7 protein-coding genes are annotated in these 15748 nt (G+C 66.2%); 4 read left to right on the top strand and 3 right to left on the bottom strand.

Annotated elements, in window-relative coordinates:
- Nucleotides 1-3: 3 nt before the first annotated feature.
- Both ACIP5Y_RS24865 and ACIP5Y_RS24860 read right to left on the bottom strand, forming a co-directional pair.
- Nucleotides 4-1818 carry a fatty acyl-AMP ligase gene (locus ACIP5Y_RS24865; protein WP_400353191.1) on the bottom strand — a complete coding sequence of 605 codons (1815 nt, stop codon included), beginning with the start codon at nucleotides 1816-1818 and terminating at the stop codon, nucleotides 4-6.
- Between the two features lie 29 nt (nucleotides 1819-1847).
- Nucleotides 1848-4055, bottom strand: coding sequence for a hypothetical protein (locus ACIP5Y_RS24860; protein WP_400353189.1), 2208 nt, complete (start codon nucleotides 4053-4055; stop codon nucleotides 1848-1850).
- A 351-nt stretch (nucleotides 4056-4406) separates the two neighbouring features.
- Between ACIP5Y_RS24860 and ACIP5Y_RS24855 the strand changes: the two genes are divergently transcribed.
- Genes ACIP5Y_RS24855 through ACIP5Y_RS24845 form a run of 3 tightly spaced genes read left to right on the top strand, consistent with a single transcriptional unit; the run spans nucleotide 4407 to nucleotide 9164 of the window.
- Nucleotides 4407-6215, top strand: coding sequence for a 1-acyl-sn-glycerol-3-phosphate acyltransferase (locus tag ACIP5Y_RS24855; protein WP_400353188.1), 1809 nt, complete (start codon nucleotides 4407-4409; stop codon nucleotides 6213-6215).
- Nucleotides 6202-7719 carry an HAD-IB family hydrolase gene (locus tag ACIP5Y_RS24850; RefSeq protein ID WP_400353186.1) on the top strand — a complete coding sequence of 506 codons (1518 nt, stop codon included), beginning with the start codon at nucleotides 6202-6204 and terminating at the stop codon, nucleotides 7717-7719. Before ACIP5Y_RS24855 ends, ACIP5Y_RS24850 begins: the two co-directional genes overlap by 14 nt.
- Nucleotides 7716-9164 (top strand): wax ester/triacylglycerol synthase domain-containing protein, encoded by a 1449-nt coding sequence (locus ACIP5Y_RS24845; protein WP_400353184.1) that lies wholly within the window; start codon nucleotides 7716-7718, stop codon nucleotides 9162-9164. Before ACIP5Y_RS24850 ends, ACIP5Y_RS24845 begins: the two co-directional genes overlap by 4 nt.
- Here ACIP5Y_RS24845 and ACIP5Y_RS24840 read toward each other — a convergent pair.
- Nucleotides 9106-9528: a helix-turn-helix transcriptional regulator gene (locus ACIP5Y_RS24840; protein WP_400353888.1), complete on the bottom strand. Its 423-nt coding sequence runs from the start codon at nucleotides 9526-9528 to the stop codon at nucleotides 9106-9108. The two genes, ACIP5Y_RS24845 and ACIP5Y_RS24840, sit on opposite strands and share 59 nt — an antisense overlap.
- A 306-nt stretch (nucleotides 9529-9834) precedes the next feature.
- Between ACIP5Y_RS24840 and ACIP5Y_RS24835 the strand changes: the two genes are divergently transcribed.
- Complete coding sequence (locus ACIP5Y_RS24835; RefSeq protein ID WP_400353183.1) at nucleotides 9835-15732, top strand: SDR family NAD(P)-dependent oxidoreductase; 5898 nt, start codon at nucleotides 9835-9837, stop codon at nucleotides 15730-15732.
- Nucleotides 15733-15748: the final 16 nt, after the last annotated feature.

The raw sequence follows: 15748 nt of genomic DNA, 5'->3' as shown, positions 1-15748 counted from the left end.
AGGTCACGGGGTGGCTGAGGACTGCAGCCCGGAGGCCCCGGCCCCGCCCACGGTGATCGCGTCCGAGACCTCGCCGGCCAGATACATCGCCTTGCAGGTCTGTCGTCGTACCTTGCCGCTGGTCGTCTTTGCCACCAAACCGGGCCTGCCCACCACGATGGCCTCACAGGAGAGTTGATGATCCACGCGCAGGCATTTGCGGATCGCGCCGGCGATCTCCTCTGCCAGCGTTCTCTCCGGCGGTTCGGTCGGGTTGCCCGCGCCGGTTTCCACGAACATCACCATGTGCTCGGCAGCGCCATCGGGGGGAGCCACGGAGAAGGCTGCGATGCCACCGGGACGGATGAGTGGATGGCATTGGCGGACACTCTCTTCCAGGTCCTCGGCATGGTAATTGCGGCCGCGGACGATGATCACATCCTTGAGCCGGCCCGTGACGAACAGTTCACCAGCGGCGAAAAAGCCCATATCTCCCGTGCGTAGATAGCCCCGCGAATCGCGGCCGTCGGCCACCTTCGCGTGGAAGATCTTCGCCGACTCGCTCGCACGGCCCAGATAACCGGCCCCCTTGCTGGGGGAGTCGACCCAGATTTCTCCGACCTGGTTTTCCGGACACGGCAGACGGGTCTCCGGATCGATGATTCGGACGCGCGAGCCGGGCTTGGTTATCCGGCCGCAGCCGAAGTAGGTGGCGGCACGACGGATCGGGCGCTCGTCGATCGGATCGACAGGGACCACCGAGCCCGCGGCCAGTTCGTCGGCGTCCACGGTGAGCCTGGTCCTACCCCAGGAACTGACGCTCAATGCCGCTTCGGCCAATCCATACGTCGGGCAGAATGCCTGCCGGCGGAGCCCACAGACGGCGAATTCGTCGAAGAAGCGGTCGACGCTCCTGGGCAGGATCGGTTCCCCGGCGGACATGACCAGCTCCACCCGGCTGAGATCCCACTGCCGTCGCTGATCCGGGGTGGTGCGGCGGACCGAGAGATCGAAGGCGAAGTTGGGTACGGGGATGGCGGTGGCGCCCACTCTCGATGCCGTCTCGAACCAGATCGAGGGAGACCGGATGAAGTCCACGGGCGACATCAGATACATATGCCCGTGGCCGCTGAGCCCATTGAGAATCACGGCGATCAGTCCGAAGTCGTGATAATGCGGCAGCCACGAGACCCCGACGGTTTTCGGCCCCATGCCGTAATCGCTTGTGTTCGAATCCATCTCGGCCAGCAGTCCGCGATGGGTCATCACCACGCCACGAGGTGTGCCGGTAGAGCCCGAGGTGTACTGCAGGATCGCGGGCGCGTCACTGCTCACCGGTGAGTACCACCGCAGATCTCGATCGCCGGCGGAGTCGATGAACTGGTCGGTGGGGTACCACGGCACGTCGGGCCAGCGCAGTCCGCCGCGTGTCAGTCCACCACTCGTGATGACCGACCTACGGAGCTTGTCATACGCGGTACAGGTGAGCACGGCACGAGCCTGACAGTCCTGTACCGCGGTGATGAACCCCGACTCGCTCCCGCGACCGTGAACGGGGCCGGGCGGTAGCACCGGAGCGGGGACCACACCGGCCATGAGGCACGCCACCAGCGCAACTATGAATTCGGGCCCGTGCGGAAAGGCCAGGACCGCGCGATCCCCCGGAGTCAGCCCCGCGTAATCCAGCAGTCGGCGCACCCGCATCGCCTCGACGGCCAAGGAGTCGGGGGTCAGGACGAGTTGATCGCCTCCTGTCTTGTCCACGAAAGTGAATAGCGGCCGATCCGGATTGCGCTCACGATCCGCGGCGAACAGATCGAGAATCGAACCAGACATCATGCCTCCTGATGTATCGATGTCGGTGATGGTCAGGTAGTGAGCGGGGCTCCCGCCCCGATCCGCGACTGAAAGCCCCGGGTGGACAGACAAAGCAACGGTCGTGCGCCATTGAGCCCCAGCTCACGCAAGCGCTGAGCGATCGGCTCCTGCGACGGGCCGATGTGCAGCCGGGCCAACGACGCCGGATGCGCCCAGATCCTGCCCTTGATATCCATCTGCGAACGCTGGACGATTCTGCCGAGCCGTGAGTAGAACACCAGGTCGCGGGCCGGATACGGCACACTCGGGCCCAACAGGCCGGTCATGCCGAGGACCTGCCCGTCCTCCGCGTATGCGGCGACGGAAGCTCGGAGCGGTCCCACCGTGACCGTCACGTCGGCACGCAACGACGGATATCCCCACACCTCACGGTTGAGATCGTCGGCCTCCGCGGTCGTGACCATCATGCCGAGCGGGCGAATGCCGATCCCCCCTTGATCGGCGCTGCCGAGCAGCTCGGTAAGCGTGTGCCAGCCCGACTTCCAGGGGCCGGGCACCACCAGGCCGGCAGCGATACACCGGAACGGCGCAAGACTGCCGTCGCGCTGGTCCAGCGCCAGCATGGCCGCCAGCACCCGGCCCGGTCCGACCGGCACGAGCTTGCCCAGATCCCTGCTATCAGGCAGTGCCACAGCGGCTTTCGCCTCGGCCGCGAAGAAGGCGATCAGACCCCGACCGTCACTGCAGACGACCGGCAGCTGGACCGGACCGGATGTGGTCGAGATCGTTTGTGTCGGCACCGCGAGGAACGGGTAGCCGGGCGGTCTCGGTGGCTGGTCGTAAGTCTGGTAGAGCTGTGTCCTGCTCACCTCGCCGTGATAGGGGGCGAACTGCTCCTCCAGGTACTCCACCGCCTCCGGCAGGAGATGCTCCAGATCGTGGAGATAGTGTGCGGGGCTGTGACATTCGGGGAACTGGTGCGAGGGTTCGGTGTAGCTGACGATGCACCAGTCCGGGTGCAGGTCGAAGCAGCTCCCCGCACCCAGCCCGTCCAGTGACGGGACGATATCGTGCTGATTGGTGATGGAGGCCACCCACGTTTCAGGATCGGCGGGGTGCTTGTGGCTCACCGGGGAACCGATCGCGACGGCGTGCGTCACCCGGAAGCGCCTGCAGAACTCCGTTTCCTGAGTGAGATTCATGATGGCCGGCCCGCCCGCGCTGTGCCCGATCAGCGCGATCTCCGCGCCGTCCGGGATGCCGTACTGGTCGATCGCACTGTGCAGGGCGCCGCTATAGGTGGATTCGTTCTTCAGCGTGGCGGTGAACGCGCCGACCAGATCCTGCGGTGACTCGTTACGGGCTCGTCCGGGCCGCATCCCCGGCACCTGGACCACAAATCGCTCGACACCGTCCTTGGCCCGGATCGTCTGGATGACGATGCGCCCGTCATTGCCCAGCAGCACGATGTTGCGGAGGAATCCCAGCAACGAACCTTCATCGGCAAGGGCGGTCGATACATGGGGCCCGGCATCGATCGGCCTGGCCCCGCCCGCTCCCCGGTCGAGCCGGGTCATTACCGCGGTCGAGACCCCGAGGAGCAGTCCCGCGGTGGGACCCGCTTTCCCCGACGCCACACCCCAGGCCGAGACATCGTTCAACGGATTCTTGTCCTGCAGCGCCTTCACACAGAGGATCTCCGCGAACATCGGGGCCAGACCACTCAACCCGGTAACCGCCCCGCGATCCTTGAACAGCATCTGCAGGGCCTCGATGGTCTCGATCTCGTTGCCCGCGAAGGCCGCGTCGATGAACCTGACGAGTCGGGGATCCTCGGTGAGCTCCGGATGTATCAGCTGCAACGCCGCCAGCCGCAGGCTCAGGGAGCTCACCATGATCTGGACCGCGAGACTGGTCTGTCCGAACACGCCGCCCAGTGCGCCGGTGAGAGCGCCGACCAGACCACCGGTGAACGCGAAGCCGAGCCCTTTGCTGTTCGTCAGCGTCCCGAGCAGCCCGTATGTCATCGCCAGTCCCGTCTGCGGAGCGAACAGCGGCGGCGGTTGTCCTGCCAAGGACGTCGTGCGCTGAGACACCTCGCGCACGTTCTCGGCAATCCGGACCAACTCCAAGGCGGCGGCCTTGAGCTGTCGAATATCGTCCTCGTGTTCCCGCTCGTGCGGTGAGATGAACCGTGGCGGCCGCTCGCGGACAGTTTGGCCGTTCGGTTGCGCGACCGAAATCTTGCCAGTCTTCATGGCATCTCCTGCGAGACTTTGGAATTAAAGCTTCGGAGATAACGCTAATTTAATCGAGACTCCTCGGTCAATGGATTTCGGCTGGGTCGATAGTTGCAGGAATCGATCGTCTGAATCGTATGGGCTGATTCGTCGAACGGCGAAATGCCTTGGTGTATGCGGCATCAGTTCGCTTGCTACCGGCTGATATCCACCTTCGGTCGTGAATCGAATTACTCAGGGCATCCACGCGGGTCGTTCGAATATCCTGTCTTGGGAAAAGGCGGAACGGGTGAAAATTTTTCCGTTTCGAGGCGAGGATGGTGAACTCATGACATCTGCCCGGACGTCGAACAACGAAACAACGCACTCATGAACGCAATCGATCTGTCGTGGCTGGGTCCCGGCAGCCACCGTCGGGCGCGGACCGCAGTGGCGATCGCCCACCGATGGGTCGGGAGCAGAGAGATGGTGCGGCTGTCGGCCACGACGCACCTGCCCGGCCCCGAGGCCGAGCGGCTCTTGATCCATGACCTGCAAGGGCTTATCGCCGGGGGAGTCGGCGATCGGCAGTGGGCGCGGCGACTGTTGGCCGTTCTGCTGCATCCGATCGCAGGGACCACTTGGCAGCTACAGAACGACCCGGCCGGGCTGGCGCGAGTCCGGAAGCTCAGCGGGCGTTACCCTTTGGTCTTCCTGCCCGCACATCGCTCGTACGCGGACTCTCCGATTCTCGGCAGCGCCTTGCGGGATGCGGGATTCGCGGGCACCTACCGGCTCGCCGGCGACAACCTGTCGTTCTGGCCGCTGAGCGCGCTCGGCCGACGCGCCGGAACCATCTTCATCAGACGCGATTTCGGTCGCGATCCGACCTACCACCTCGCGGTCCGCGCATACCTGACCCAGCTACTCGAGCAAGGCGTGAACCTGGAGTGGTACCCCGAAGCGGGCCGGACGCGCACCGGGCGATTACGCCGGATCCGTCCGGGGCTGCTGCGAATCCTGCTCGATGCCTTCCGCGACGCTCGGATCGATGATCTGTACCTGGTACCGGTCTCGATCACCTACGACCTGTTGCCGGAGGCGCAGGCACTGGTACAGGAGGACCGGGACGGGACGAAGCAGCCGGAGGGATTATCCGCGATATTCCGTTACTACCGCCGCAATCGAGTCGCACGCGGTGGTACCGCTCGGCTGATCGTGGGCGAACCGATATCGCTACGGCACCAACTACTCTCGGCGGCGGGGGCCGGGGATTGGGCAGTGGTGGAGACCATCACGCGGGAGCTGGCGCATCGGCTCGACGCCGCGACGCCGCTCACGGTCGAGTCGGCTCTGACTCTGGTGCTCGCCGAAGGTGAGCGGGGTCCGCAAAACGTAGGGCAGATCAATCGCGCCCTCGAGCCACTGCTCGCCTTCGCCGCGGATCGTGGAATTCCGGTGACCGGTCTGAACCGGCTCCACGGGCCACGAGGTGTTCAGACTGTTCTCGACCGGTTGGTGCGCGCCGGAGTCGTGACCGCTGTGGAGGGGCAATTCCAGCCCAGCTACCGGATCGGTCCGGACCAGCACCAGCTGGCGGCGTTCTACCGCTATTCCGGCAGTCACTGGCTGATCATGCGTGCGATCGCCGAGCTGGCTCTGATGTCCGCGGCGGACTGCGGCGACCCGATCGTTCCCGCGATGCGCCTGCGCGGGCTGCTCGCCCACGTGTTCGTGTTGCCGCAGCCGGCGCAGTACACCGAGGCCCTGCGCGGCGAAGTGGCCGACCTACTGCGGCGCGGTCGGCCCGAGGATCCCAGCTCGGCAAGCCTCGTCACTCAGTCCTTTCTCCTGGCCCCGCGACTCCTCGGCCCTGTGCTGGAGGCATTTCACCGCGTTGCCGTATGGCTACGAGACGCTCCTGGGCCTCTCCGGGATCGGCGTCGCTGGTCGTGCCTTGAGGTGTTCGCAGACACTTCCGAGGCGCCGGTCCGTTGGCCGGAGTCGCTCTCGCGTGAACTGTGCCGGGCCGGGCTGGCCGCTGCCGCACAAGAGGGACTGCTGCAATCCACGCCTGCCGCCGCCGCGGCGCGCGCGGAATATGCCGACGAGCTGGCCGAATTCGTCGACCAACTGGCCCACCTCGTCCGATTCGACACCGTACCCGGCCTGCTGAGGGGATTGGATGAACGCCTCTGACTCACACGTCGAGCACATTCTCCGTGGGCAGAAAGGCCCTCAAACAGCGGCGTTCTTCGATTTCGACGGCACATTGGTGGACGGGCAATCCATCACCGCCTTCCTTTCGGTAGTGCTGCCGAATCTGCCCACGGTGCTGGCTCAGCGGCTGCAAGTCCCCGGGATCTCCTCGGCAGGGTTGCTGCGCGAGTGGTTCGAGACCGGATTGCCACTGTTCCAGCGGCTGATGCCCGCTTGGCTACGCGGCCCCGAGAGCGGCGAGGACATCGAGGCGGTCTATCGAATGGCGTTGCAGCTCTGCGCGGGTCGCCGCGAACAGGAACTTCGACTGTTGGGCGAGCAGGTCTTCGCGGAAACTCTCGCGGGCCGGTTGCGCGCTGATCTCTGGGCGCAGGTGCAAGCACATCAGCGGCGCGGTCACACCGTCGTACTGGTATCGGCCGCAACCCCGTATCAGCTGCTGCCGATGGCCAGGGCACTCGGTATCGACCATGTGTTGTGCACACAAATGGAGGTGGTGGACGGTGTGGTCACAGGTCGCCTCGCGGGTCCACCGCTGAACGGCCGGGCCAAAGCTGTCGCGGTCCAGGAATTCGGTGACGCCCATGGCATCACCCTCGCCTCCAGCTACGCCTATGCCGACTCCGTCGACGATGTGCCGTTCCTGGCGAGCGTGGGCAATCCGTGCGTAGTGGGTTCGGGGACAGAGCTTGTGGCTGAGGCGACCGCACGCGGCTGGGACGTGCTGCGGCCGGACCCGGAATCCCCGTCCGCGGCACTGACCGCCGTGCGTTCGGCAGCCGCCTACGGCGGACTCCTCGCCGGGGTGAGCACCGGCTTGTTCGTGGGGCTGCTCGGTGCGGACGGCCGGCGCGCGGCCGAACTCGGCGTGATGCTCGCGAGTGACACCTACCTCGGTCTCGCCGGTGTCCGGTTGCGGGTGACGGGCGCCGCGCATCTGCGGTCGCGGTGGCCCGCGGTGTTCCTGTTCAACCATCAGAGCCCGCTCGATGTCGCGATCATGATCAAACTGCTGGGGCAGGACTACACCGGATTCGCCAAGGCCGAACTGGCCGCGGCACCGGGTCTGGCACAGCTGGGCAGGCTGATGGATGTCATGTTCATCGATCGCGGGGCGCGCCGGCTCGCCCCGGACTTTCTCGTACCCGCGCTGGATTGTCTCGCCCGCGGGCTGTCACTGGTCGTCGCTCCGGAGGGAACCAGATCGCGGACTCCCATGCCGGGACCGTTCAAGAAAGGCGGGTTCCTTATCGCGCGCAAGGCGGGAGTCCCGGTGGTGCCCATCGTTATTCGCAATGCGGGCCGGCTGATGGCGCGCAATGGCTGGACAGTACGGTCCGGCCTGATCGACGTCGTAGTCCACGAGCCCATCGACGTAGGCACCTGGAAACTTCGTGAACTCGAGACCCGGATCGAGGAGGTCCGCCAGTTCTACCTGGACACCCTCATCGGCGTCCCCACCTCCGGGCCGGAGAACAGATGACGACGAGACTTTCCGGCCAATTCGGCGCCGGCGCCTGGAATCTTCCCCGGCAGCTGAATGCACTGGATTCCCTGATGTGGCGGTGCGAAGCCAACCCGAGGCTGCGTTCACCGCTGATCGGGCTCTTCTTGCTCGATCGGGCGCCGGACTGGGATCGGCTGCTCGCGGGCCATGACTGGGCCACCCGGATGGTGCCCCGGTTGCGGGAGCGTCCCGTGACTTCGTTACTGGTTCCCGCATCCCTCATATGGACAGCCGATCCGGAATTCGACATGAGTCACCACCTTCGCCGGGTTCGGCTTCCCGGGCCGGCCGGACGCCGTGAACTTCTGGGACTCGTCGAGACCATGGCCGCGGCTCCGTTCGACCCGAATCGACCACCGTGGGAGAGCGTGTTCGTCGAGGGCCTGCGATGGGAGGGCAAGTCGTGTGCCGCGGCCTGGATCCTGCGATTCCATCACAGCATGGCCGACGGCCAGGCCGCCGTCGCATGGCTGACGGCGCTGCTCAGCCGCGGACGTGAACCGAGGCACGACAAACCACAGCCGCCGATACCCCCGGTGTCGCGACCACCGTCGTCGTTAGCGTTGCTGCCCTCGCTTCTCGGGGTGGACCTCGGCTCCGCCGAGCTGACCCGGCTGGCGGAAGAGGCGTTACGGGCGGCCTTACGGCCACGGCATGCGGCCGTGGAATGCGCGCGGATGCTGTGGACGGCCGTGAACCTGGCGCCGCGGCCGGTCGGTCAGCTGTCGCCCTTGCTGAGCGCACGCGGAACCACCCGACAGCTCGACCTCATGACGGTGCCACTCGATGGTCTCCGAGCCGCGGCAGGCGCCGCGGGGGTCTCGGTCAACGATGCCTTCGCTGCCGCCATGCTGGGTGGTCTGCGCCGCTACCACGAGCTATATGGTGCGGTTCCCGAGACTCTGGCGATGGCGATGCCGATACAGGTCCGCGGGCGGCATCCGATGGCAGGCAACCGATTCGGTGGGATGCGGGTAGCCGGGCCGATGGCGGAAAAGGATCCGCTCGTCCGGCTTTCTGCTGTTCATCGTGTCCTGGCGGCGGCGCACGCAGCTTTCGACCCCGCCGGCCTGGACCTCGTCACGAATCTTCTCAATCGGCTACCCACCCCGTTGGTACTGGAGATTGCGCGAAGGATCGGGTTGAGCTTCGACCTGCAGCTGAGCCAGATTGCGGTCTTCGACCCAGGGTTCTATGTGTCGGGCGCGGCGATCGAGGACTTCTGGTGCTTCGGGCCGGTACCGGGATGCGCCGTTACCGCCATCATGATCTCCCGGCGGGCGGGTGCCTCGATCGGTGTGACGGCGGACGCGGCGTCGGTGACCGATCTTCCCGTCCTCATGGGGTGCATGGAAGAAGGATTCAAGGAGTTTCGAGAGGGCCGGCCCCGGCGCCGCGGCCGCTCAGGATCATTGCGATGACCTGTGCCCGCCCAGTGACCTTGAGCTTCATGAAGATCGAGTGCAGATGATTCTTCACTGTCGCCTCGGCGATACCGAGGGTTTTCGCGATCAATCTGTTGGTGAGCCCCTCGATGAGTAGACCGAGCACCTGCTGCTCGCGCTTGGTCAACCCCGAATCGGGGAGGTCTATTTCGAAGCGCGGTCGAGCAACCCCGTGTTCGCCGGGCCCGAGAGATATGTGGAGCATTTCATCTATTCCACGATGGCTGGCAGATTCCTCGAGCTTTTTGAGAATATCGATCAATTTGGATAATTGAGAGGATGCCTCCCGGGCCAGTTCAATGGTTGTGGCACTGCTTTCGAGAGGTTCGCGCATGGGCATCACGGTGTCACTCCTCCATTCCGGGACTGCACCATAGGGTGGAGGGGCGCGAAGGCGGATCATGGAGACTATGACTTGCGCACTATCACGGCATAATGACGAAAATATTGCGACGCTGTCACGATCAGCAATCTTGGCCAAGTAACCCTGAAATAGCAGTCGTCCCTTTGCGTACCGAACTGATTCTAAGTGTCCAGCTTGCTCAGCGGAAGCTATTCGACATGACTAGATAGCCTGGATAAGTCGCAGTCTACATCGTTCGGCCTAGTTCTCATTTCGCATTGTCCGAAGGATCGTCGGCTCGTTATGTTGCAAATCGTGAAGAACGCTCCTTCAAAAGACAAGGGTTCGCGCGGATCGAAGGCGCACCGTCTCGCCGTGGCGGTGACGGGTGTCAGTTCGTTGATGCCAGGCTCGGCCGACGTCCCCGGATTCTGGCGGGACGTTCTGGCCGGCCGCGACCTGATGACCGAGGTCCCGCCCAGCCATTGGCTACTCGCCGACTACCACGACCCTGATCCCCAGGCGCCCGACAAAACCTATGCTCGCCGGGGCGCGTTTCTGTCACCGACCGCCTACGACCCGCTCGCGTACGGCACCCCGCCCGCCACCCTGCCCGCCACCGATGTCGCACAGCTGCTGGCACTGCCCGTGGCCGAGCGCGCGCTGCGCGACGCGGCGCACGGCGGTGAGTTGTCTGCCGCGGTACGTGAACGCACCGGAGTGATCATCGGCACCGGCGCGCTCGAGCTGCTGCTGCATATGGCCTGTCGATTGCAACGACCGATCTGGCGGAAAGCACTGCGGGAGAGCGGGATTGCCGATATCCAGGCCGACAGGATCTGTGATCGCATCGCCGATCAGTACGTGCCGTGGCAGGAAGCGAGTTTTCCCGGACTGCTCAGCAATGTGGTGGCCGGGCGTATCGCAAACCGGCTCGACCTGCATGGCCTCAACTGCACGATGGACGCGGCGTGCGCGAGCTCGCTGGCGGCGCTGTCGACGGCGGTCAGCGAACTGGAGCTGGGCCGGGCCGATCTGATGCTCGTCGGCGGCGTGGACACCCTCAACCACATCACGATGTACATGTGCTTCAGCAAGACTCCTGCGTTGTCGCCGTCGGGTGATTGCCGCCCGTTCTCGGACCGGGCCGATGGGACGATGCTGGGCGAGGGCCTGGTGATGTTCGCGCTCAAACGGCTCGACGACGCGGAACGCGACGGTGACTCCATCTACGCGGTGTTGCGCGGGCTCGGCACCTCCTCCGACGGCCAGGGCACCGCGATCTACGCTCCGGCACCGGAAGGTCAGGCGCGTGCGCTGCTTCGCACCTACGCCATGGCCGGCTATTCACCGTCGACCGTCGAGCTGGTCGAGGCCCACGGCACCGGGACCAGGGCGGGGGACACGGCCGAAATGGCGGCGCTGGCCGGGGTCTTCGCCCAGGCGGGACAGCCGGATCAGCGGTGGTGTGCGGTGGGCTCGGCCAAATCCCAGTTCGGGCACACAAAGTCGGCGGCCGGTGCGGTCGGGCTATTGAAAGCCGTGCTGGCACTGCAGCATCGGGTGCTGCCGCCGACGATCAAGGTGGATCGTCCCAACCCTGAACTGCATCTCGAGGACGGGCCGCTCTACCTCAATACGCAGGCGCGGCCGTGGGTGCGGGGTTCGGATCATCCTCGCCGGGCTTCCGTGTCCAGCTTCGGCTTCGGCGGCAGCAACTTCCATGTGACGCTCGAGGAGTACGTGCCCGCGCAGGGCGGCCGGTCCGCGAATCGGATGTACCCCCTGCCTTCCCGGCTCGTCCTGTGCAGCGCCGGTTCCACCACCGAACTGGCCGACCGGATTCGCGCCGGTTCCACGGAAGAATTCGATTGGACCGATCCGGTACGGCTGGCGCTGGTAGCGGGCCCGGACCAGATGGCCGAATCCGTCCGTGAGGCCGCGGAGCGCCTCGCCGCTGATCCGCCCGAGTCGTTCGCCACCCCCTCCGGCATCCGATGCCGGATCGGTCCGGCCGCACCGGGCAGGATCGCTTTCTTGTTCTCCGGGCAGGGCTCCCAGTACGTCGGTATGGGAGCGGATCTGGCGATGGCCTTTCCCGAGGCCCTCACGGCGTGGGACGAGACGGCCGATCTGCGGTTCGCCGATCGGCCCGTGCATGAAATCGTCTTCCCACACCCGGTTTTCGAGAACGCGGATCGGCAACGGCTCGAGGAGGCGCTCCGTGCGACCGAGTGGGCACAGCCGGCGCTGGCGGTGCAGTGCGCGGCGCAGCTACGGCTGGCGGCGATGTTCGGACTGCGCGCGGATCTGTTGGGCGGGCACAGTTTCGGTGAACTGGCCGCGCTGCACGCTGCGGGCTGTTTCGATGTCCAGACCTTGGTACGGCTTGCCAGGCGGCGTGGTGAACTGATGCGTGCGGCCGCTGATCGGCCCGGCGGCATGCTGGTGCTCGCCGGCGATGCCGCGCTGACCACCGCCCTCATCGGTGACGTGGCCGAGCTGTGGACGGCCAATCTCAACAGCTCGGACCAGACCGTGGTGTCGGGAACCCTGGAGGCATTGGCAGGACTCGAGCAACGAGCGGCGGACCGCGGCCTCACCACCCATCGGCTGAATACCTCGACGGGCTTCCACAGCCCGCTGGTGGAACGTGCGAGCGCCCCCTTGCGAGCGTTCCTGGACGAGTTGGAGATCGAACCGCCGCGAGTTCCCGTGTACGGCAACAGCGATGCCGCCCTCTATCCGGGAGAACCGTCGGAGATCCGCAATCTACTGGTCCGCCAGCTCAGTTCACCGGTCCGCTTTGCCGAGCAGATCGAGGCCATGTACGACGCGGGGGCCCGCACGTTCGTGGAATTCGGTGCGGGCAGCGCACTCACCGGCCTCGTGGACCGGATCCTGGGGTCTCGCGATCATCTGGCCGTGGCTCTGGACCGCAAGGGGCACAACGGAGTCACCACGTTTCAGCATGCTCTCGGCGCGCTGGCTGTCCACGGCGTGGCCGTGAATCTCGCACAGCTCCCCGCACCGGCACGTGTCGAGGCACGGCCGCGCGAGAACCGGATGACGGTCGAGCTCCTCGGCACCAACTACGGAAAGCCTTATCCCGAGCCCGTCGACGAAGTGGAGATCCTCATGCCGAACCATCAGGCCGATCCGAACCCGACCGGGACGATCGGGCCGCACCCGGACAATGCCGGTACCCGCCCGATGGTGTCGTCGCGGACCGCGGCCGAGCCTGTCGACTGGCTGGAGGCACTCCAGGAGATTCAACGGCAAACCAGCGAGGTCCACTCGTCGTACCAGCGTGCACTGGCCGACGGTCACGTCGCCTACCTGCGGACCAGCGAAGCCACCCTGCACGGAATGATCACCGCGCTGGGCGGAACTCCGGTCGCCGAACATGTTGCCGCACCGGTCCACGAGCCGCCGTACACGCCCGCCGCGCTGGCGGCCGCCCCACCGGTGCCCGAGAAAACGGCCGGCAACGGCCACTCCACGTACATCCCGGCAATTCCGGCCCAGCACCGCGTGCGGGATCTTCCGAAATCCCCGGAACCGATGGCGGCCCCCGCAGCCGCCGGTCCGATGGCGCCAGCAGGCGCTGCCGTGGCCGGCGCTGCGGAAGATCTCGAGCAGATATTGCTGTCGGTCGTGGCCGAGCTGACCGGCTATCCGGTCGACATGCTGGGTACCGACATGGATCTCGAACACGATCTGGGTGTCGACTCGATCAAGCGTGTGCAGATCCTGTCCGGTATGCGTCAGCGCGTGCCTACCTTGCCGAAGGTGGATCCGGCCGATCTGGCTCGGTTGCGGACCCTCGGGGAGATCTCCGGCTACCTGCGCAGGCCCGAAGCAAGCCGCCAATCCGCCACCCGCGGCGGCGGCGGAGGTCGCAGCGGCGGGCACGATGATGAGGAGGGCGACGCAGCTGCCGGTCTTGCGCGATTGACGCCCGAACTGATTTCCGTCGCACCTCCCGGTCTGGCATTACCCGGCTTGCTGCGGGGCACGGTGGCCGTGACCGACGACGGCGGCGGCGTCGCGGAGGAGCTGATCGCCCAGCTCGGACAAGCAGGTGTGACCGCTGTGCTGTTCACCGCCGCGGACGCCGACACGGTCGTGTTCCTGGACACGGTCGTGTTCCTCGGCGGACTGCGTCGTTTGTCGACCCGAGAAGACGGCATGCGGGTGAATCGCGAGGCATTCCGGTGCGCGCGGGCGGTGGCGGCCCGCATGACGACCACCGGTGGGTCCTTTGTCGTCGTGCAGGACACCGGTGGCGATTTCGGGCTCAGCGGCCGATCCCCCGAGCGGGCATGGGCGGGCGGGTTGGCAGCTCTGGCCCGCACCTGTGCTCGCGAATGGCCGGCCGCGACCGTCAAAGCCATCGACTGCGAGTGTGCGTGGAGGACACCGGCCGCCGTCGCGCGAACAGTGGCCGCCGAACTGCTCGGCGGCGGATCCGCTGCGGAGGTGGGACTGCGTGCCGATGGTGGCCGAACCCGGCTGCAGCTGCGGGCGAGCCCGTTGGTTCCCCGGCATATCGACGACGAGATCATCGGCTCGGACTCGGTGATCGTCGTGACGGGCGGTGCCCGGGGAATCACGGCGGCGTGCGCTCATGCTCTCGCTCGCGCACGCCGGCCGCGACTGGCGCTGATAGGGCGGACCGTGCTCGGCGACGAGGCCCCGGATCTGGCGGCCGCTGCCGGTGCGAAGCAAATCCGGGAGGCACTCATCGCGCGTGCTCGCCGCGATGGTAGCCACCCGACGCCGGCGATCATCGACGACGAGGTCCGCCGCGTGCTCTCGGCCCGAGAGGTCCGCTGCACAGTGGACGAGCTGCGAGCCGCCGGCTCGCCGGCCCGCTATCTGGCCGCCGACATTACCGACCCGACTGCTCTGCGCATGGCGCTGAAGGAGATTCGCGCGGAGTGGGGGCCCATCACCGGTCTGGTCCACGGGGCGGGTGTGCTGGCCGACCGGTTGATCGGTGACAAGACCGACGAGCAGTTCGATGAGGTGCTGGGCATCAAGGTTGCCGGTTTCGGGGAGCTGTGCGAGCAGCTCGAGGCCGATCCGGTCCGGCTGGTCTGCGTTTTCTCCTCCGTCGTCGCCAGCTACGGCAACCCCGGCCAGTGCGATTACGCCATAGCCAATCGGATCCTGGAACACCTGGCATCACGCTGGCGTGCGCACGATCCGGGGGCCTCGGTGAAATCCCTGGCGTGGGGTCCCTGGCGTGGCGGGATGGTCGGCGCGGATCTCGCCGCGGAATTCCGCCGCCGCCACATCGAATTGATCCCGCCCGGGGTAGGGGCCGAATCCTTCGTTGCCGAGCTGACGTCGGGTACGCCCGAGGTGCGGGTACTCATGGCGGCAGGAGATCCCACCGCCATGGATCCCGCACCGGACGAAGTCACCACCGAGATCGCGCTCAGCGACTCATCCCACGCTCAGCTGCGCGATCACATGATCGCCGGACGTCGAGTGGTTCCGTTGGCGATGATGCTCGACTGGTTCGTGCGGGCTGCCGTCGATGCGTGCGCTGACGTGGCGGACCGCGTGTGGGTGCTTCAGGACGTGCACGTGCTCGCGAAAGCCACGGTGCCGGATGCGGGCCGGGTGGTGCTGATCGTGCGGACTCGCCGGACAGCGGGGGAGAACCTGCAGATCGAGCTGACCGGGCAGTACAGCGAGCGACACTGCCGGGCGACGCTGTTTCCCGGCACCATGGCCCGGCCGTCGTACCCCTGCGAGAGTCCTGCCGGGCTGACCCCGATCGACAGCACCGCCGTATATGCCGGGGCAGCACTTTTCCACGGCCCGCGATTCCAGGCGATCGCCGAGATCGAGGGAGTGACCGCGGCAGCGGCTGTCGGCACGGTCCATGGCGTGCGCCGCCTCGGCTGGGCCAGTGAGCCCTGGCGTATCGATCCGGCCGCCGTAGACGGCGCTTTTCAACTCGCGGTGCTCTGGGCCGAAAAGGCGCTCGGCACAACGACTCTGCCGATGTCGATTCGCAAGTGCCGTCTGAATTCCGGCTCGCCCGGCGATGAGCAATTGCGCTGTGTCGTGCGAGGAGTCGCGGTCAACGAGGCCGACGCGATCTGCGACATCGTCCTGCTCGGCGTGAATGGCGCGACGGTGGCCGAGTTCTCCGGGCTGCAACTGGTCGCACGTCCTCGCTGAGCGCTCCATCATCCAT

This window comes from Nocardia sp. NPDC088792, assembly GCF_044750615.1.
Lineage (GTDB): Bacteria > Actinomycetota > Actinomycetes > Mycobacteriales > Mycobacteriaceae > Nocardia.
The sequence above is the reverse complement of the archived record's forward strand: the minus strand, read 5'-3'. Positions and strand labels throughout refer to the sequence as shown.

Bases quoted from the DNA above. Each gene is read 5' to 3' on its own strand.
- ACIP5Y_RS24840 (WP_400353888.1), bottom strand. From the start codon at position 9,528: ATGCCCATGCGCGAACCTCTCGAAAGCAGTGCCACAACCATTGAACTG.
- ACIP5Y_RS24860 (WP_400353189.1), bottom strand. From the start codon at position 4,055: ATGAAGACTGGCAAGATTTCGGTCGCGCAACCGAACGGCCAAACTGTC.
- ACIP5Y_RS24850 (WP_400353186.1), top strand. From the start codon at position 6,202: ATGAACGCCTCTGACTCACACGTCGAGCACATTCTCCGTGGGCAGAAA.
- ACIP5Y_RS24835 (WP_400353183.1), top strand. From the start codon at position 9,835: ATGTTGCAAATCGTGAAGAACGCTCCTTCAAAAGACAAGGGTTCGCGC.
- ACIP5Y_RS24865 (WP_400353191.1), bottom strand. From the start codon at position 1,818: ATGATGTCTGGTTCGATTCTCGATCTGTTCGCCGCGGATCGTGAGCGC.
- ACIP5Y_RS24855 (WP_400353188.1), top strand. From the start codon at position 4,407: ATGAACGCAATCGATCTGTCGTGGCTGGGTCCCGGCAGCCACCGTCGG.
- ACIP5Y_RS24845 (WP_400353184.1), top strand. From the start codon at position 7,716: ATGACGACGAGACTTTCCGGCCAATTCGGCGCCGGCGCCTGGAATCTT.